This window comes from Rhodococcus sp. C3V, assembly GCF_029269915.1.
GTDB lineage: Bacteria > Actinomycetota > Actinomycetes > Mycobacteriales > Mycobacteriaceae > Rhodococcus_F > Rhodococcus_F qingshengii.
Window position 1 is genome coordinate 126,570 of the sequence record NZ_JARJBE010000010.1, and the last position, 19,456, is coordinate 146,025.

9 protein-coding genes, 1 tRNA gene and 1 pseudogene are annotated in these 19,456 nt (G+C 63.3%); 7 read left to right on the forward strand and 4 right to left on the reverse strand.

Translation table 11 applies throughout. The features are described 5' to 3' along the window. Positions 1-5 precede the first annotated feature (5 nt). Positions 6-554, forward strand: coding sequence for a DUF732 domain-containing protein (locus P3G66_RS24085; protein WP_192712813.1), 549 nt, complete (start codon positions 6-8; stop codon positions 552-554). On the opposite strand, the gene P3G66_RS24090 is transcribed toward P3G66_RS24085, so the two are convergent. The 3 genes from P3G66_RS24090 to gltB form a co-directional block, all read right to left on the reverse strand. After that, positions 555-1,451, reverse strand: coding sequence for a cutinase family protein (locus P3G66_RS24090; RefSeq protein WP_007735797.1), 897 nt, complete (start codon positions 1,449-1,451; stop codon positions 555-557). It abuts the gene before it with no gap. Positions 1,452-1,635: 184 nt separating this feature from the next. Beyond that, on the reverse strand, positions 1,636-3,087 hold the full coding sequence (locus tag P3G66_RS24095; RefSeq protein ID WP_003943594.1) for a glutamate synthase subunit beta: 1,452 nt from the start codon (positions 3,085-3,087) through the stop codon (positions 1,636-1,638). Further along, on the reverse strand, positions 3,080-7,678 hold the full coding sequence (gene gltB / locus P3G66_RS24100; RefSeq protein ID WP_151097437.1) for a glutamate synthase large subunit: 4,599 nt from the start codon (positions 7,676-7,678) through the stop codon (positions 3,080-3,082). The genes P3G66_RS24095 and gltB overlap by 8 nt, the downstream gene beginning before the upstream one ends. A gap of 556 nt (positions 7,679-8,234) precedes the next feature. Between gltB and P3G66_RS24105 the strand changes: the two genes are divergently transcribed. The 5 genes and pseudogenes from P3G66_RS24105 (at position 8,235) to P3G66_RS24125 (ending at position 17,568) form a co-directional block, all read left to right on the forward strand. Further along, positions 8,235-9,674: an NAD(P)/FAD-dependent oxidoreductase gene (locus P3G66_RS24105; protein ID WP_192712812.1), complete on the forward strand. Its 1,440-nt coding sequence runs from the start codon at positions 8,235-8,237 to the stop codon at positions 9,672-9,674. Between the two features lie 811 nt (positions 9,675-10,485). Then, a pseudogene (locus P3G66_RS24110) lies at positions 10,486-12,232 on the forward strand (class I SAM-dependent DNA methyltransferase). A gap of 86 nt (positions 12,233-12,318) precedes the next feature. Continuing rightward, positions 12,319-13,449, forward strand: coding sequence for a restriction endonuclease subunit S (locus P3G66_RS24115; protein ID WP_192712810.1), 1,131 nt, complete (start codon positions 12,319-12,321; stop codon positions 13,447-13,449). Beyond that, positions 13,449-16,583, forward strand: coding sequence for a DEAD/DEAH box helicase family protein (locus P3G66_RS24120; protein ID WP_192712809.1), 3,135 nt, complete (start codon positions 13,449-13,451; stop codon positions 16,581-16,583). Before P3G66_RS24115 ends, P3G66_RS24120 begins: the two co-directional genes overlap by 1 nt. Positions 16,584-17,226: 643 nt before the next feature. After that, positions 17,227-17,568, forward strand: coding sequence for a hypothetical protein (locus P3G66_RS24125; protein ID WP_064688157.1), 342 nt, complete (start codon positions 17,227-17,229; stop codon positions 17,566-17,568). 52 nt (positions 17,569-17,620) lie between these two features. Here P3G66_RS24125 and P3G66_RS24130 read toward each other — a convergent pair. Then, positions 17,621-17,706 (reverse strand) — tRNA-Leu (locus P3G66_RS24130). A gap of 254 nt (positions 17,707-17,960) precedes the next feature. Between P3G66_RS24130 and P3G66_RS24135 the strand changes: the two genes are divergently transcribed. Then, positions 17,961-19,379, forward strand: coding sequence for a DUF3662 and FHA domain-containing protein (locus P3G66_RS24135; protein ID WP_042920727.1), 1,419 nt, complete (start codon positions 17,961-17,963; stop codon positions 19,377-19,379). Positions 19,380-19,456: the final 77 nt, after the last annotated feature.

Genomic DNA, 19,456 nt, shown 5'->3' on the forward strand with positions numbered 1-19,456 from the left:
GGGTGATGAACACGAACAGACTGGTCCTCTGCGTCGCGGCAGCGGGCCTACTCCTCAGCGGCTGCAGCAGCCAGTCCGACAGCGACGCATCGGAATCCACTTCTGCGGCCACCAGTACCACAGTGGCGGCAACGTCGAGTTCGACTGCCCCCAGTACGCTTTCCGAGCTGCCGACCAGCCCGCTCGCCGCACCTGCGGAAGCCGCGCCGAGCGTCGTCGAATCGACGCCCCCGCCGGTGTCGCTACCGGTAGCGCCAGCGGCCAATGCGCCGATCGACGCCCGGTCACCGGAAGAGATCGTCGCGAACGCCGGCGAGAAGGGGCAGCGGTACATCGCCGCTCTGCGTCTGGCCGGGATCCCGCCCGCCGGAATGGATTCCGCAGAGATCCTCTACGCCGACGGCACCTGCAAGGCTCTCGCTGACGGTATGCCTCGGTCCGAAGTGCTGGCAGAGTTCAACTCCGTCGGCGAGGTGTACTCACAGATCACGCCGATGTCCTCGCAGCGCGTTGCCGAGATCTACGTCGACACGGCGGAGCAGACGTACTGCTGATCAGGCCTTGCCGGCCAACCAGCCGTGCAGCCAGGATGTAGCCGAATTGCCTGCGCCGTCAACGACGTAACGCGTGTAGTCGGTGTGGACCTGCGAGCCGTAGAAGTCGACCAACTGATCGATGCGCCGCGAGTTCGCGCCCGGATCGAGCTGGGCCATCAAAGCGGGGAGACCGCCTGCGGTGATCAGATCATTGACGATCACGGCGGCCTCGTCGCGCAGCGCGAGCGCACTGGCCGGAGTGGGATCGGACGCCTGAGCCATGAATCCGGCCAGACGCATCACGAAATCGTCCTTCGGCGTCGAGCAGTACAGGTCACCGACTGCGCAGAGCGTCACCGTTTTGCCTGACAGCCAACCGAATCCACCGATGCGAGGGCCGCTGGCACCGTTACCGCCGACAGCGGGGCCGATCAGGACGTCGGACTCGGAACGACGGGGATCTGACAGCAAGCCGACGCCCTCGACGCGAGTCGGGGGGACCACGCCGATGCCGGTTCCGATCTCGGCTGCGAGATCGCCTGCCGCGTCGGCGCCCTGGCTGTACCCGACGATGGCGAAGCGAGTGTCACCGCACGAGGCGGCCATAGCGCCGATCATGCCGCGGGCATTGTCGACAGCCTGCTGCTTCGACTTGGCGTAGACGTTGGACTCCCACGGGAAGGCCGTCGCCGAGTAGGTGACGTAATCGGTGCGAACGGAGCCCGGAAGCCCGTTGGTCACCGGAGCGAGCATGCCGGCGCCGGGCCTGGTGCCCGAGGGCTCCCACGTTCCCGGGATGGCCACGACGTACAGGCTGGGGCAGGGATCAGCCGACGCCACGGGAGCACTGACAACCGGTACCACTACTGCCGCAGCAAGTGCCGACAACACCGCAACGAGACGCCTCGCACGCATGAAACTCCCCTGATTCAACTGATGCAACCCATACACCACTATCGATGCTCAGGAATCATACTGTCTGGGCGTTGTGTCTGTCCGATGCACGATCGATGAAGGTTTGTTACAGATCGCGCGAATTACTTGCAGAAACAAAGCCGCACCCCACCGAATGCGGTGGGGTGCGGCTTAGTAAGAGCCTCTAGCGCTGCGGAGCCGCTGTCGGGTGGATCGGTGACGGAAGGGCCGTGACACCCTCGAGGTAGGTGTCCACAGCGGCTGCTGCGGAACGTCCCTCGGCGATGGCCCAGACGATCAGGGACTGGCCGCGGCCCATGTCGCCGGCCACGAACACGCCGTCGACGTTGGTGTTCCACTTCGACGTGCGGGCGACGTTGCCACGCTCGTTCAAGTCGACACCGAGATCGGTGAGCAGACCCGGCTTCTCGGGACCGACGAAGCCCATTGCCAGGAGCACGAGATCGGCTTCGAGCTCGAAGTCCGAGCCCTCGACCTTCTCGAAGCGACCCGACTTCATCTCGACCTCGTGAGCCTTGAGTCCGGTGACCTTGCCGTTTTCACCGACGAAGTTCTCGGTGTTGACGGAGAACAGACGCTCGCCGCCCTCCTCGTGAGCCGAAGCCACGCGGAACATGAGCGGGTACGTCGGCCACGGAGTCTGCTCGGCGCGAGTCTCCGGCGGACGCGGCATGATCTCGAACTGGTGGACGCTGGCCGCACCCTGACGGTGCGAGGTGCCGAGGCAGTCCGCTCCGGTGTCGCCGCCGCCGATGATGACAACCTTCTTGCCCTCAGCGGTGATGGTGGGAGCGTCGAGGTCACCCAACTGCACGCGGTTGGCGATCGGCAGGAACTCCATCGCCTGGTGGATGCCGTCCAGTTCGCGGCCCGGGATCGGAAGATCGCGAGCTGCCGTGGCGCCGCCGGCCAGAACCACTGCGTCGAACTGCTCACGCAGCTCGTCCGCGGTGATGTCCACGCCGACATTGACGTTGGTCTTGAAGACGGTGCCTTCGGCTTCCATCTGCTCGAGACGGCGGTCGATGTGCCGCTTCTCCATCTTGAACTCGGGGATGCCGTAGCGCAGCAGGCCGCCGATGCGGTCTGCCCGCTCGAAGACCGTCACTGCGTGACCGGCGCGGGTCAGCTGCTGCGCTGCAGCCAGACCGGCCGGACCACTGCCGACAACCGCAACCTTCTTGTTGGTGGCGTGCGCGGCGCGAACCGGCTTGACCCACCCTTCGTCGAAGGCCTTGTCGATGATCTCGACCTCGACCTGCTTGATGGTGACCGGATCCTGGTTGATGCCCAGGACACAGGACGCCTCACAGGGTGCGGGGCACAGACGACCGGTGAACTCCGGGAAGTTGTTGGTCGCGTGCAGACGCTCGATGGCGTCGTGCCAGTGGTCCTTGTAGACCAGGTCGTTCCACTCGGGAATCAAGTTTCCGAGAGGGCAACCGTTGTGGCAGAAAGGAATTCCGCAGTCCATGCAACGGCTGGCCTGGGTCTTGAGGGTTTCCTTCGGGAACTCCTCGTAGACCTCTTTCCAGTCGAGCAGGCGCAACGGCACCGGCCGGCGAACCGGAAGTTCGCGCGACGTGTGCTTCAGGAAGCCGCTTGGATCACCCACGAGCTGCCTCCATAACTGCCTCGTCCACGTTCTTGCCATCCTTCTCTGCGGCCGCGATGGCCAAAAGAACCTTCTTGTAGTCGCGGGGCATCACCTTTGCGAAGTGACCCACCTGCTGCGACCAGTCAGCGAGGATGCGCGTTGCAACCTCGGAGCCGGTTTCGTCGCGATGACGTTCGATGGCGCCCTTCAACCAGGTGAAGTCGTCGCCCGAAAGATCCTCGAGGTCCACCAGTTCGGTGTTGAGGTTCTTCTCGAATGCCTTGTCGGGGTTGTAGATGTACGCGACGCCACCGGACATGCCGGCGCCGAAGTTACGTCCGGTGGCTCCGAGGATGACCACCTTTCCACCCGTCATGTACTCGCAACCATGATCGCCCACACCCTCGACGACGGCAGTGGCGCCGGAGTTACGGACTGCGAAGCGTTCGCCGACGACACCGCGAAGCAGAGCCTCGCCGCTGGTGGCGCCGAACAGGATGACGTTGCCACCGATGATGTTGTCCTCGGCGACAAAGCCTTCCGCTGCATCGAGCGGCGGGCGTACGACGATGCGTCCACCCGAAAGGCCCTTGCCGACGAAGTCGTTGGCGTCGCCGTGCAGGCGCAGGGTCATACCGCTGGGCACGAAAGCACCGAAGCTGTTACCGGCGGAACCGGTGAACGTGATGTCGATGGTGCCCTCGGGCAAGCCCTCTCCACCGAACGCCTTGGTGACCTCGTGGCCGAGCATGGTGCCGACCGTGCGGTTGACGTTGGTGATCGCGGACTCGAAGGAGACCGCCTCACCCTTGTCGAGTGCGTTGCGGGCCGAGACGATCAACTGCTGATCGAGTGCCTTGTCGAGACCGTGATCCTGCGTGCCGGTGCAGTGGACGTCCTGGTCCATGAACGCGGACTCGACCTGGGTGAGGATCGGCGACAGATCGAGATTGCCTGCCTTGCTTCCCTTCCAGTGATCGAGAGCGCGCGTGGTGTCCAGCATGTCGACCTGGCCGACGGCTTCGAGCAGCGTGCGGAAACCGAGTTCCGCGAGAAGCTCGCGAACCTCTTCGGCGATGAACATGAAGAAGTTCTCGACGAATTCCGGCTTGCCACTGAAACGCTGACGCAGCAACGGGTTCTGCGTCGCGACACCGACGGGGCAGGTGTCGAGGTGGCAGACGCGCATCATGATGCAGCCCGAGACAACCAGCGGTGCGGTGGCGAAACCGAACTCCTCGCCGCCGAGCAGGGCAGCGACGACGACGTCGCGACCCGTCTTGAGCTGGCCGTCGACCTGCACGACGATGCGGTCACGGAGACCGTTGAGCAGCAACGTCTGCTGGGTCTCGGCGAGGCCGAGTTCCCACGGTGCGCCCGCGTGCTTGACGGAGGTCAGCGGGGTGGCACCGGTGCCACCGTCGTGACCGGAGATCAGAACGACGTCGGCATGTGCCTTGGAGACACCGGCCGCGACCGTTCCGACGCCGACCTCGGAGACCAGCTTCACGTGGATGCGGGCCTGCGGGTTGGCGTTCTTCAGGTCGTGGATCAGCTGAGCGAGATCCTCGATCGAGTAGATGTCGTGGTGCGGCGGCGGCGAAATCAGGCCGACGCCAGGCGTGGAGTGCCGAACCTCGGCCACCCACGGGTACACCTTGTGAGCCGGAAGCTGGCCGCCCTCACCGGGCTTGGCTCCCTGCGCCATCTTGATCTGGATGTCGGTGCAGTTGCTCAGGTAGTGCGAGGTGACACCGAAGCGTCCCGACGCGACCTGCTTGATGGCACTGCGACGCAGATCGCCGTTCTCGTCCGGCGTGAAGCGCGACGGATGTTCGCCGCCCTCACCGGAATTGGAGCGGGCGCCCAGACGGTTCATCGCGATGGCGAGAGTCTCGTGAGCCTCGGCGGAGATGGAGCCGTAGCTCATCGCACCCGTCGAGAAACGCTTGACGATCTCGCTGGCCGGCTCGACCTCGTCGATCGAGATCGACGGCCGCTTGCCGATGTTGAAGTCGAACAGACCACGCAGAGCGGCAAGGCGCTCCGACTGGTCGTTGACCATGGTCGTGTACTCCTTGAACACCTCGTACTGACCTGTGCGAGTTGCGTGCTGGAGCTTGAAGACCGTGTCCGGGTTGAACAGGTGGTACTCGCCTTCACGACGCCACTGGTACTCGCCGCCGACCTCGAGCTCGCGGTGAGCGCGCTCTTCGGGGCGATCGAGGTATGCGACGGCGTGACGTGCCTGGACGTCGGCTGCGATCTGGTCGAGGCCGATGCCACCGAGCTGCGACTGCAGACCGGTGAAGTACTCGTCCGTCAGCTCCTGTGAGAGGCCGATGACCTGGAACAGCTGAGCACCGGTGTACGACGCGAGCGTCGAGATGCCCATCTTGGACATCACCTTCAGGACACCCTTGCCGGCTGCCTTGATGTAGTTCGCGATGCCTTTCTCGAGGGTCAGACCCTCGAGCTCGCCGTTCTGCAGGAACTCGTCGATGGTCTCGAAAGCCATGTACGGGTTGACCGCTGCGGCACCGAAGCCGATGAGGAGCGCCATGTGGTGCACCTCGCGGGCGTCGCCGGCCTCGACGATGAGGCCGACCTTGGTGCGCGACTTCTCACGAACCAGGTGGTGGTGCACAGCCGAGGTGAGGAGCAGCGACGGGATCGGTGCGTAGTCCTCGGTGGACTCACGGTCCGAGAGCACGACGATGCGCGCGCCACCCTCGATTGCCTGCGAGACCTGGTACTTGATGCCCTCGAGCGCACGACGGATACCGTCGCCGCCTTCCTTGACGGGGTACAGGCCACGGATCACGACGCTGCGGAAGCCCGGGAATTCGCCGTCGTCGTTGACGTGAACGAGCTTCGACAGGTCGTCGTTGTGCAGGATCGGCTGCGGGAGCGCAATCTGCTTGCAGGAGTCCGCATTCGGGTGCAGCAGGTCGCCCTCGGGGCCGATGGTCGCGCCGAGGCTGGTGACGACCTCTTCACGGATCGCGTCGAGAGGCGGGTTGGTGACCTGAGCGAAGAGCTGCGAGAAGTAGTCGAACAGCATCCGGGGACGTGACGAGAGCACGGCGATCGGAGTGTCGGTACCCATCGAGCCCAGTGCCTCGGCACCGGAGAGAGCCATCGGCTTGACCAGCAGGTTGACTTCTTCGTTGGTGAAACCGAAGAGCTGCTGACGCAGCACGACGCGCTCGTGCGACATGTACGTGTACGGACGGTCCGGCAGGTCGTCCATGTGGATCAGACCTTCGTCGATCCACTGCTGGTACGGGTGCTCGGCAGCGAGTTCGTTCTTCAGTTCCTCGTCGCTGATGACCCGGCCCTGCGCGGTGTCCACGAGGAACATGCGGCCGGGCTGGAGGCGGACCTTGCGGACCACGGTGGACGGATCGATCGGCAGAACGCCGACCTCCGACGCCATGACGACGAGGCCGTCTTCGGTGATCCACAGACGCGACGGACGCAGACCGTTGCGGTCCAGCACGGCGCCGATGACGGTGCCGTCGGTGAAGCACACCGACGCCGGTCCGTCCCAGGGCTCCATGAGTGCCGAGTGGTACTCGTAGAACGCCCGACGAGCGGGGTCCATGCTCTCGTGCTTCTCCCAGGCTTCCGGGATCATCATGAGAACTGCGTGCGGCAGGCTGCGGCCGGCGAGGTGCAGCATCTCGAGCACCTCGTCGAAACGAGCGGTGTCACTGGCGCCCTGGGTGCAGATCGGGAAGATCTTCTCCAGGTTCTCGCGGCCGCCGAAGACGTCACTGTCGATCAGGGACTCGCGAGCGCGCATCCAGTTCTCGTTGCCGGTGACGGTGTTGATTTCACCGTTGTGAGCGACCCGGCGGAACGGGTGCGCCAGCGGCCACGACGGGAACGTGTTGGTGGAGAAGCGCGAGTGGACCAGGCCCAGTGCGCTCTCGACACGATCGTCCTGCAGGTCGAGGTAGAAACCCTTGAGCTGCGGGGTGGTGAGCATGCCCTTGTAGACGAACGTCTGGCCGGACAGGCTGGGGAAGTACACGGTCTCGCTACCCGGGCCACCCTTGCCGGCGCCTTCGGAGCCGAGTTCGTGCTCGGTGCGCTTACGCACCACGTATGCACGACGCTCGAGATCCATGCCGGTGTACTTGTCACCCTCGGAGCCGATGAAGATCTGACGGAACGTCGGCATCGCGTCGCGCGCCAGTGCGCCCAGCGAGGAGTCGTCGGTTCCGACCTCGCGCCAGCCGAGAACCTTCAGGCCCTCTTCGACGACGATCTTCTCGACTGCAGCAGCAGCCTCGTGTGCATCGGCGTCGCCCTGCGGGAGGAATGCGATACCGGTTGCGTACGCGCCTTCGGCGGGCAGCGCGAAGTCCACGACAGCTCGGAAGAACTTGTCGGGAACCTGCAGCAGAATGCCCGCACCGTCACCCGTGTTGGGTTCTGATCCGGCAGCGCCGCGATGCTCGAGGTTGACCAGAGCGGTGATCGCCTTTTCGACGATGTCCCTGCTGCGGCGACCATGCATGTCGACAACAAATGCGACTCCACAGGAGTCGTGCTCATTGGACGGGTGATAGAGGCCCTGGGGGCCTGGAAGTTGCTTCATACCCAGCCTTCGTATGCCATAAAGATGCACCGACGACCAGCAGCGCTGATGGCCATCAACTTGCAATGCAAGTCCTTCAAAGCACCGACACGACGATGTGTTCGGTACCACCGAAGTAGCCGCCCTGCGCAGACGCGATGGTGTGCGTTCTGGCACCCGGCGACGTGAGTCTTCGGTCGGTTGAAACTTTTGTGAGTCAACCGTGTAACGAAAACGATAATTCAGAACCCCGGCACGGGCGCAACTAAGGTAGCCCTATAATTGCTCTGAACTGCGGCGATGCAGGGAGCCAGAAGGCCCCTCGACAGATTTCGGAGCTGCGTCTGTGCAGAGAAGTTCCGATTCACAGGATACCGAATCCGCAGGAAACAGGCGCGATGGGCGATGAATGCAACAACTGGCCGCAGCGATGAAAATCAGCTGCGGCCAGTGCGCCTCGAACTGTAACAAAAGTTGATCGATCAACCAAGGTCTAGGCCTGAATTGTTTGCTCGCAGAATGCCATCGCTGTAATTTCCGTAGGCTCACCCTTGAGAAGACGGGTGGCGAAGAGCAAATGACAACAGCAGTAGTGGTGGGCAGTGGCCCCAACGGTCTCGCGGCGGCGATCGAACTCGCCCGCGCCGGAATCGACGTTCATGTCATCGAGGGTGCGGACAAGATCGGCGGTGGCACCCGCAGCAGCGAATACATAGTCGACGGACTCGTCCACGACGATTGCTCCGCCTTCCATCCCACCGCTTTGGCTTCTCCCTACTTCAAGGAACTCGACCGCGAATTCGGGCTCGCCAAGCATGGCCTGACGTGGCTGTGGCCCGAGATCGATCTGGTCCATCCACTCGACGACGGCACCGCCGGGGTTCTGTGGCGCGACATCAACCGGACCGCTGAGGGACTGGGTGTCGACGGTAAGAGGTGGCTCGACGTCTTCGGATACCTATCCGAGAACTTCGACGAGTTGGTGCAGGACGTCTTCCAGCCCATCGTGCACGTTCCGAAGCACCCGCTGATGCTCGCCCGTTTCGGGACGGGCGCTCTGCTTCCCGCGACGGGTTTCGCACGGATGTTCAAGACCCCACAGGCGCGGGCACTGTTCGGCGGCGTCGCGGCGCACATGTTCGGGACGCTCACCCTTCCTCTCTCCAGTGCTGTCGGCTCGATGCTCACTGCGGCCGCTCATGCTCACGGTTGGCCTGTGGCGCAAGGGGGTTCAGGATCAATTGCGGAGGCGCTCGCCTCGATCCTGCGCAGCCTCGGTGGCACCATCGAAACCGGGAACTGGGTCACCAACTACTCCCAGATCGCCGGTTACGACATCGTCATGCTCGACATCGCCCCCGACGCGGCCGGTCGTCTGCTCGACGGCCGGCAGCCTGATCGCATTGCCCGGGCCTACCGCAAATTCCGCTACGGCACCGCCGCCTACAAGGTCGACTACGCCGTGCGTGGTGACTCCGACGGAAGCGTCGTGCCGTGGACGAATCCGCATGCCCGCAAGGCCGGCACCCTGCATCTGTCCGGGACGATTTCGGAGACTGCTGCTGTCGAACGCCAGACCGTGCGGGGTCAGATGCCGGACAAGCCCTTCATTCTGTTGGGCCAGCAGTTCTTGGCCGACCCCTCCCGATCTGTGGGAGACATCCACCCGGTGTGGGCGTATGCGCATGTGCCGCATGGCTATCCGGGTGACGCCACAGAAGCGATCACACGTCAGATCGAGCGCTTTGCGCCGGGGTTCCGGGACCGGATCGTGGGCGTCCACGTGCGCAATGTGCCGCAGATGCAGGCCTACAACCCCAACTACGTGGGTGGCGACATCTCCGCGGGGGCGAACACTGCGCGGCAGATCATCGCGCGCCCCCGGTTCGGGCTGGACCCCTATGCCACCGGGGCCCCGGGCGTGTACCTCTGCTCATCCGCGACTCCCCCGGGCGGCGGGGTCCACGGGATGGGTGGGTTCAATGCGGCGCGTGCGGCGCTGAAGGCGCGGGGTTGAGGCGTCCCCGATGGGGACGACATTTCGGACACACGTAGACGAAAAGCAGGGGGCGAATGCTTCGAACCATCGGCCTTCGCAGCAGGGGTCCAACTAGTAAGCGGGGTGACCGGAGGAGTCCTTGGAAATCAGGCGGGTTCAGCGAATCAAGCCGAGGTTTTCGCATCGGCAGGTAGCGCCGCGGTGTCGGGCCAGCCATGGGGAAGGTAGTTGTCTCGAGCCTCCAGGAAGTCTCACTACTTCGGCCACATACGGTCTTTTCTGAAATCAGCAATCTGCAGAAAGTCCGCAATATGGTCCACATCACATAGGCGGCCATGAACGAGAAGTCTTTGGCCATGGTGCCGAGCTCAGCCACTGGACTCGCCGTCCTGGAGCGCATCGCATGGTGACGATGGCGTGACCTACGAGGTGTCCGGTGTGGGTCGCTGTACTCATACTGGAACGGTCTCTTAAGTCGGCACATAGCACAATGCTGGGACGCTAGTTTTGGTACGTACTTCTGAGACACGACGAGCTGGGGCAAATCTCGATCTCACACCCGAACGGCCGGGTGTTCAATTCCAAGGAAATGAGACACACTCTCCGGGTATCCGGACCGGGGCGCCAGGGAACTTTCACTGCGAGGAAGGCAACCGCGACGGATTCGCTGACCCTGCTGACCTCGCGGCACACGTAAGCCTCGTGGTGCGCAATGATGTTCGTGCGACGCACCGACCACTGCAGCCTGTGCGCCGCCTGTTCGGACGGCATGCACGGCTCGCGCTGGGCGTCCAATATTCGTCGTTGAGTGAGCCTCGTAAGGAGCATTGTGAGCACCCTCGGTAGCTTCATCTGGTCGATCGCCGACCAACTTCGGGGCCCCTACCGCCCCAACCAGTACGGCAACGTGATCCTTCCACTCACAATCCTGCGCCGCCTCGACTGCATCATCGAGCCCGACCGGGACACGATGCGCGAGCTAGCGGCGAAGTACGACAACCCCAACCGGCTCAAGATCGAGGTCAAGAAGGCCATTGGGCGGCCGTTCTACAACACCTCGAACTACTTCCTTCGCGAACCTCCTCAAAGACGCCGACGGGCTGGCGGACAACCTGGCCGACTACATCGACCGGTTCTCGCCTGATGTTGACGTGTTCGAGTACTTCGACTTCAAGAAGGAGATCCTCGCACTGGAGAAGGCGGAGCTGCTGCGCGAGGTCATCACGTCCTTCAAGGCCGTCGACCTGCATCCGGACGTCGTCTCCAACGCAGACATGGGCGATGCGTTCGAGTACATCATCCGCAAGTTCAACGAGGCCGCGAACGAGACCTCCGGAGACCACTACACCCCACGGGATGCGATCCGGCTGTTGGTCGACCTGCTCTTCGCCGAGAAGGACGCCGATCTGACCGAGGCCGGCATTATCCGCACGCTGTACGACCCCACCGCGGGCACCGGCGGCATGCTCGCCCTGGCCGAAGAGCACCTCCTCGAACAGAACCCCCATGCGAAGCTGAGCCTCTACGGCCAGGAGTACAACGGGCAGTCGTACGCGATCTGCAAGTCGGACCTACTCGCCAAGGGCCACGACGCGACCAACATCGCCTTCGGTAACACACTCACCGAGGACGCGTTCACGGGTCGTCACTTCGACTTCTGCATGTCCAACCCGCCGTACGGCGTCGACTGGAAACAGTATGCCAAGGCGGTCATGAAAGAGCGCGACGAAGCCGGCCCTTACGGCCGGTTCGCCCCCGGCCTCCCGTCGAGCTCGGACGGGCAGATGCTCTTCCTGCTCCACCTGGCCCACAAGATGCGCGCACCCGAGGACGGCGGCGGCCGCGTCGGCATCGTCATGAACGGCTCGCCACTCTTCAACGGCGCCGCCGAGTCTGGCCCCTCCAACATCCGCAAGTGGATACTGGAGAACGACCTGGTCGAGGCCATCGTCGCGATGCCGACCAACATGTTCTTCAACACCAGCATCGCCACATACATATGGATCCTCGACAACACCAAGCACCCCGACCGCAAGGGCGTGGTTCAGCTCATCGACGGCACCTCGTTCTGGACCAAGATGCGCAAGAACCTCGGCTCCAAGGGCCGCGAGATCAGCGACACCGACCGCGCCGAGGTGGTGAAGCTGTATGCCGACTTCACCGACGCAGACCCGGACTACTCCAAGGTGCTGCGCAACGACGAGTTCGGCTACTGGACCCTCACTGTCGAGCGCCCCCTCTTCGACGCGGACGGGAACCCGGTCGTGGACCGCAAGGGCAAGCCCAAGCCGGACTCGAAGAAGCGTGACACCGAGAAGGTCCCCTTCACCTTCGGCGGCTCGACCGCTGGCGCCGCTGGCAAGGCCGAGGTGATCCAGGCGTACTTCGACGCCGAAGTGAAACTCCACCTTCCCGATGCCTGGATCGATTGGGCCAAGGTCAAGACCGGTTACGAGATCCCCTTCACACGCCACTTCTACAAGTACGTCCCACCCCGCCCCCTCGCCGAAATCGACGCCGACCTGGAAAAGCAAGTCGCCAAGATACTCGGCCTGCTGCGGGAGGTCGAGCAGTGAGTACGACGGTCGTGTCCGAGTCGTGGACTACGACTCGACTCGGTTGGCTGTTCCAGCCGGTCTCCGATCGCGGACATGAGGACACGATGGTCCTCAGTGTCTACCGTGACTACGGCGTGATCCCGAAGGACAGCCGCAATGACAACTTCAACCGGACGCCCGAAAATCTGAGCAACTACCAGCTTGTGCAGCCCGGCGACCTCGTCGTGAACCGGATGAAGGCGTGGCAGGGCTCGCTAGGAATCTCCAAGCACCAGGGCATCGTCAGCCCGGACTACGAGGTCCTTCGGCCAACTATTCCCCAATACGACCGCCGCTTTCTCCATAGCCTGCTCCGCTCGCGCGCCCTGATTGACCAGTACGCTCTCCGTTCCACAGGCATCCGCCCGTCTCAGTGGCGCCTGTACTGGGACGAGATGAAGACGATCGAGATTTCGCTGCCCGGAGTCGAACAGCAGCGTGTCATCGCCGACTACCTCGATCTTCAGACGGTTCGCATCGACACGTTTATCGAAGAGCAGCAGCGCCTGATCGAGATGCTCCTCGAGCGCCGTCGCGCGCTGGTGGCCCGCGTCGTTTGCTTCGGAGTGGACGAGGACGTCGAACTCCGCGACAGTGGTGACCCTATGGTCGGCTTGGTCCCGCGCCATTGGACCGTCAAGGCCGTCCGACACTGGACGGAGAGTCTCGACGGTCAGCGCATCCCGCTAAGCGGAGAGGAGCGTGCCGACCGCCGCGGTGACTTCGACTACTACGGAGCATCCGGTGTGATCGACCAGGTCGACGGCTACCTGTTCGATGAACCGCTCGTGTTGGTCTCTGAAGATGGAGCCAATCTCCTGATGCGCTCGACTCCGATAGCCTTTGCTGCCAAAGGGCGCTACTGGGTGAACAACCACGCCCACGTCCTTCGCCCTCTGGGCGATGGCGACGTCGACTTCTGGGCCCAGAGACTAGAGGCGCTCGACGTCACCACCGTTGTTTCTGGATCGGCGCAGCCCAAGTTGACCGCTGGAGCCCTGATGGGACTCCGGGTTTCTGCACCCGACAACGGAGACGAGCAGCGACGGATCGCTACGTATCTGGCCGAGCAGACCTCAAAGATTGACGTGTTGATCGCTGAGGCCGAGCGGTTTATCGAGCTCTCGAAGGAGCGGCGGGGGGCGCTGATCACGGCGGCAGTCACGGGGCAAATCGACGTCCGGATGGTGGCGTGATGGCCGATCACAACGAGGTCGTCTTCGAGTCCGAGATCTGCGCGCACCTAGAGTCCCACGGGTGGCTGTCCTCGGCGAACGATGCCGACTACGACCGAGAGCGGGCGCTGGTTCCCGAGGACCTGTTCGCCTGGCTGCAAGAGACCCAGCAGGCGGCGTACGAGAAGGCGTTGAAGGCGGCGGGGTCCCAGGCGAAGTTCCTCGACGTACTTGTCGCGGCGCTCGACAAGCCCCTCGAACATGGTGGCGGGACGCTGAACATCCTGAGGAACGGAGTGCAGTACATCGGCGGTGGCCGTTTGAAGATGGCGCAGTTCCGCCCCGAGACCAGTCTGAACGCGACGACCAACGAGCAGTACGCGGCGATGCGGGTGCGGGTGATGCGGCAGGTGCATTTCTCCACCGCCGACCGGCGCAGCATCGACCTGGTCTTCTTCGTCAACGGAATCCCGGTCGCCACAGTCGAGTTGAAGACCGACTTCACCCAGTCTCTCGATGATGCGATCAACCAGTACCGCAAGGACCGGAATCCGCTGACCAACGGGCGCACGGAGCCGCTGCTGTCGTTCGGGCACCGGGCACTGGTCCACTTCGCGGTCTCCAACGACCTGGCCGCGATGACCACCCGGCTCGAGGGCCAGAAAACACACTTCCTGCCGTTCAACATGGGGTACAAGGGTGGCGCGGGGAACCCGCCGGCCGAGGGCGGGCAGTCGGCGTCGGCGTACCTGTGGGAGCGAGTCTGGGACAAGGACGCCTGGCTGAACATCATCGGCCGACTGATGATCGTCGAGACCAAGCAGGAATGGGACGTGGCGACCGGTACATCGGTGTCGCGAACGAGCATGCTGTTCCCTCGGTTCCACCAGTGGGAAGCCGTGACAAACATCGTGGCCGCCGTGCGCGAGGAGGGGGTGGGGCAGCGCTACCTGATCGAACACTCGGCAGGGTCGGGGAAGACGAACACCATCGCCTGGACCGCACACCGGCTCGCACGGCTGCACGTGGACGACAAGAAGGTCTTCGACTCGGTGATCGTGGTCGTGGACCGCACCGTCCTCGACGGGCAACTCCAGGACGCGATCCGGCAAATCGACGGGTCCGGAAAAATCGTGGCCACGATCAGTCCCGAAGACGTCCGCAAGGCTGGCGCGAAGTCGAAATCCGGGCTGCTGGCAACCGCGTTGAAGAACGGGGAGCTGATCATCGCGGTGACGGTGCAGACCTTCCCGTTCGCCCTCGACGAGATCCGGAAGAAGTCATCGCTGAAGGGGCGGCGGTTCGCGGTGATCGCAGATGAGGCGCATTCCTCGCAATCCGGCCAGATTTCCTCGAAGCTCAAGGCCGTGTTGACCGCGGAGGAGGTCAAGGAGATCGAGGATGGCGGTGAGGTCGACGTCGAGTCGCACTTTGCCGCGGAGATGACCGAACGGGCCGAGTCGGAGAACATCTCCTACCTCGCGTTCACCGCGACGCCGAAGAACAAGACCCTCGAGCTCTTCGGCCGTAAGGGGCCTGACGGGAAGCCGGTCGAATTCCACCTCTACTCGATGAGACAGGCGATCGAGGAGGGCTACATCCTCGACGTGCTCAAGGGCTACCAGACCTACGACACTGCGTTGAAGATTGCCGGCAAGGCCGAGAGCGGCGACGGCGGTGAGGTGGAGGAGTCCGCGGCGCGTAAGGGTTTGATGCGGTGGGTGAAGCTGCACCCGACCAATATCAGCCAGAAGGTGCAGATCATCGTCGAGCACTTCCACACCAATGTCGCCCACCTACTTGAGGGCAAGGCGAAGGCGATGGTTGTGACCGACGGGCGCAAGGCTGCGGTGAAGTACAAGAAGGCGATCGACGCCTACATCGCCAAGCGGGCCGCCGAGGACGCCTCGTACAGCTACCGCACCCTCGTCGCTTTCTCCGGCTCGGTGACGATGGACGAGGACGAGCAGTGGTCGTCGGACTGGGGGCCACAGCCGAGCAAGGACGACGAGTTCACCGAGGCCAACCTCAACCCCGGTGCCGGCTCGGACCTGGCCGCCGCGTTCAAAGGCGCGACGTACAAGATCATGCTGGTCGCCAACAAGTTCCAGACCGGGTTCGATCAGCCACTACTCTCTGCGATGTACGTCGACAAGAAGCTCTCCGGGGTCACCGCCGTGCAGACGCTGTCCCGGCTCAACCGCACCCATCGCACTGCGAGCGGGGAGCAGAAGCGCAAGACGTTCGTCATCGACTTCGTAAACAAACCCGAGGACATCCGGGCCGCGTTCGAGCCGTACTTCACCGGTGCCACCCTCGAGACCGAGACCGACCCGTACGTCGTCGTCCACCTCGCCACCAAGCTCGCCCAGGCCGGGATTTACACCCCGGAGCAGGTGCGTGACGTCGCTGAACTGTGGGTCACCCGCAAGGGTAACAACGCGCTCTCGGCCGCGATCAGCCCGGCCAAGCACGACTTCGCGCGTCGCTACGCGGCGGCGATCGAGGCTGACGACAAAGTCACGCTCAACACTCTCGACCTGTTCCGCAAGGACGTCTCCACCTACGTCCGGCTCTACGACTTCATGAGTCAGATCGTTGACTACGGCGACCCGTACATGGAGATGCTGTCGATCTTCCTGCGGCTGCTGGACAAGGTGATTGCAGACTCGTCCTGGGCTGCGGAGATCGATCTCTCCGACGTGGTCCTGGTCGGGGTCAAGCACAACAAGGCGGCTGCGGTCGACATCTCGCTGACCGGTGACGGTCAGCTCAAGGGCATCAGCGCCGCCGGCACCGGTGCTCGGAAGGAACCGAAATACGTTGCCTTGCAGGTCGTCATCGACAAGATGAACGACCTCTTCGGCGCCGATGCGTTCGCCGAGTCGCAGATCCGTGAGTTCGTACTGGGGCTGGTACAGCGACTCCTCGCCTATCCGGACCTTGTCAACCAGACCAAGGTGAACTCGAAGAAGCAGTTCATGGAGTCGCAGGACTTCCAAGCGGCGGTTACTGAGGCGGTCGTCGACAATCAGGAGGCCCACAACACTATGGCCGACTACTTCTTCACCGACGGGTCCGGCATCAACGGTGTCATCGTTGCGCTAGCGGATGCCTTCTACGAGTCAGCAATCGATCAGAAGGCGGTCGGTTGAGCGCTCCCGCTCCGAAGAGGATGTGCGGGTGCTCGACTGGCCTACTTCTGTCCGCGACCACGGCCAGGTTCGGACGGCGATTTGCTGCGCTACCCCGATGCTGTTTGAGTCACCTTGGCGGACAGTGATATTCCGGATACCGGACCTACTATGAACCGGTCCGCATCGCCATCCGAAGGCTGGATCTTCGACGTCCGATCTCGGTCAGCGGCTTAACGGACATAAGAGGCGGTTGTCTGACCCGAAAATTAGCGAGGCGGGCCCCCACCCTCGAAAACAGTTGTACGACAAGGGGAAATCAGGCGAACCACTTGGACCGATGGATGGGGCCGCAGATCCGGCAGTCGCCCGAGGCGATTTTCATTGACCTCGCCAATCGATTCTTCAATATGCCACTGGTGCCGCATCCTTCTTAGCCGCCGTACCGATCAAAGCGGTGACTACCGGACACGTCATTGCGAATTCCGACACTAGCAGTCCGCCGGCAACCTCCATTCCGGTAGATCCAGAAGGACGAAGCACTTCGTGCCGAACCACCCCGCCATGGGGTGAATGTCCGTTATCTTCCTCGATAGTGGTTGCAATCTCCTGGCTGCTCGGCGTCCCCTGCACGGATGCTGTCACCACGAAAGGGAGCACATCTGTGAATGGACTCGAAACACCTACTCGTTTGTCCCGGACCACCGCGGCCCTCGGTGTCGGCGCGCTCGCTGCCGCGATCACCTTCGGCAGTGCAGTGGGTACTGCATCAGCCGACACTCCGGTCGTCGACTTCGGCAGTATCTCTTTCGCGGTGACCAACGGTCCCGGCAACACCATCTACGACATCAACGCCATCATCAATCTCCCGCCCGGCACACTGCCGCCAGGGATGATGACCCCTCAGATCACTGCGCCCGCCGCGGCCCCTCAACCAGTCGGCGACCCGTTTGCGGGCACCGCATTGGACTTCGTTCTGAGCTTCATTCAGGCTGCGGCCAGTTAGCCGACAACAAAAAAACGAGGCCCCAACTCAAAGGAGTTAGGGCCTCGTCTTGTGGTGGGCGAAGGGGGACTTGAACCCCCACGTCCCGAAGGACACTGGCACCTGAAGCCAGCGCGTCTGCCATTCCGCCACTCGCCCGAGCAACGCCGAAACATTATCACGACAAACTTTGAAAGTTCTATTCGTGCAGATCAGGGCACGAATCGGTGAACACCGAGCACCCAAAAGCCCAGAACCGATACCATGCTGAAACAGCGGCCAGGTACTGCCGAAGCGACATTTGACAGTACCGTGGAACCTGTACAGCAGTTTGGACGACACGCGACAAGGCGGTGCCGGCGCTACTTGCCGAGCATTTTGCCGTCGTAGATGCGAGGCGAGAGGAGGGCCCGATGGGCATCGTGCAGCGTTTCGAACGAAAGCTCCAAGGAGCTGTCGGCGACGCATTCGCGCGGGTCTTCGGTGGTGGTGTTGTGCCGCAGGAAGTAGAGGCGGCGCTCCAGCAGGAGGCACGTGACCGCGTCGAGCACCTTGGCGGCGGAATCCTTCTCGCCCCCAACAACTACGTGATCACCATCAACAACTCCGATCACGAAGAGTTGGCAGCCGATCGCGAACTGACGACCAAAGCTTTCAGCCGACACCTGCAGGATTTCATCCGCGATCAGGGTTGGCAGACGTACGGCGACATCTCGGTCACTTTCGAGCCTTCGCCTACGCTCCACACCGGTCAGTTCCGCACCCGCGGAACCGTCGACCCGGATGGTGACGCCGAGCAGGCATCACCGCCGTCGCATGTTCCGCAGGTTTCGTCGCGGCCTCCACAACGGCCGCCTCAGCGACCCGCACCGATTGTTCCCCCTGTTTCCAATCCAGTCCCGTCACAACCAGGAGCCGGCCCCATGACGCAGAACTCAGGCTACGAACCAAGCCGCGAACCGGCGGGTCGCCAGCCCGAACCGCAGCAGCCGGCACGGAACGGGTACTCCCACGACGACGGCGGTTACGCCACTCCGCAGGGCCAGGAAGCGCCGTACCAGAACGGTTACGACCGCGGCGACGGTTACCGCACGGGCGACGACCAGCAGGGCTACAACCAGCAGCAGGGTGGCTACGACCAGCAGGCGTACCCGAACCAGCAGCAGCCGTACGAGCAGGCCGGCTACGACCAGCAGGGCTATGACCAGCAGGGCGGCGGCTACGACCAGCAGGGTTACCAGCAGCAGCCGTACGACCAGCAGGGCTACGGCCAGCAGGCGTACCAGGGTGGGTACGACCAGCAGGGCTACCAGCAGGGTGGCTACGACCAGCAGGGTTACCAGCAGCCGTACAACGGCCAGTCGTACGATCAGCCGGGCTACGACCAGCAGAGCTACCAGCAGGGCGGCTACGACCAGCAGGCGTACACACAGCAGCCGTACGAGCAGGCCGGCTACGAGCAGGGCGGCAACTTCGAGCAGACGCAGGCCTACCCGCAGCAGGGCTACGCCCAGCCGCAGGGCGGTTACGCACCGACGGCCCAGAGCCTGACGGCAACCCTGCAGCTCGAGGACGGCAGCGGACGCCACTTCCAGCTTCGCGACGGCAGTAATGTCATCGGCCGCGGCCAGGAAGCTCAGTTCCGCCTCCCGGACACGGGCGTCTCACGTCGCCACATCGACATCCGTTGGGACGGCCGCACCGCGATGCTGTCCGATTTGGGATCCACGAACGGCACCACCGTCAACGGCGCACCGGTCCAAGACTGGCAGCTGGCAGACGGCGACATCATTCGTGCAGGTCACTCGGAGATTCTGGTTCGTATTCTCTGAGCTGAGAAACGGACGCCAGGATTTTTCCGATAACAATCGAACATTCGGCGGTCCGTCGGCGCGCCGCCGTCACGCGG

What these genes read in the sequence shown, in the direction of transcription:
- P3G66_RS24085 (WP_192712813.1), top strand. Translation starts at nt 6, where the DNA reads ATGAACACGAACAGACTGGTCCTCTGCGTCGCGGCAGCGGGCCTACTC.
- P3G66_RS24090 (WP_007735797.1), bottom strand. Translation starts at nt 1,451, where the DNA reads ATGCGTGCGAGGCGTCTCGTTGCGGTGTTGTCGGCACTTGCTGCGGCA.
- gltB (WP_151097437.1), bottom strand. Translation starts at nt 7,678, where the DNA reads ATGAAGCAACTTCCAGGCCCCCAGGGCCTCTATCACCCGTCCAATGAG.
- P3G66_RS24105 (WP_192712812.1), top strand. Translation starts at nt 8,235, where the DNA reads ATGACAACAGCAGTAGTGGTGGGCAGTGGCCCCAACGGTCTCGCGGCG.
- P3G66_RS24115 (WP_192712810.1), top strand. Translation starts at nt 12,319, where the DNA reads ATGGTCCTCAGTGTCTACCGTGACTACGGCGTGATCCCGAAGGACAGC.
- P3G66_RS24120 (WP_192712809.1), top strand. Translation starts at nt 13,449, where the DNA reads ATGGCCGATCACAACGAGGTCGTCTTCGAGTCCGAGATCTGCGCGCAC.
- P3G66_RS24135 (WP_042920727.1), top strand. Translation starts at nt 17,961, where the DNA reads ATGGGCATCGTGCAGCGTTTCGAACGAAAGCTCCAAGGAGCTGTCGGC.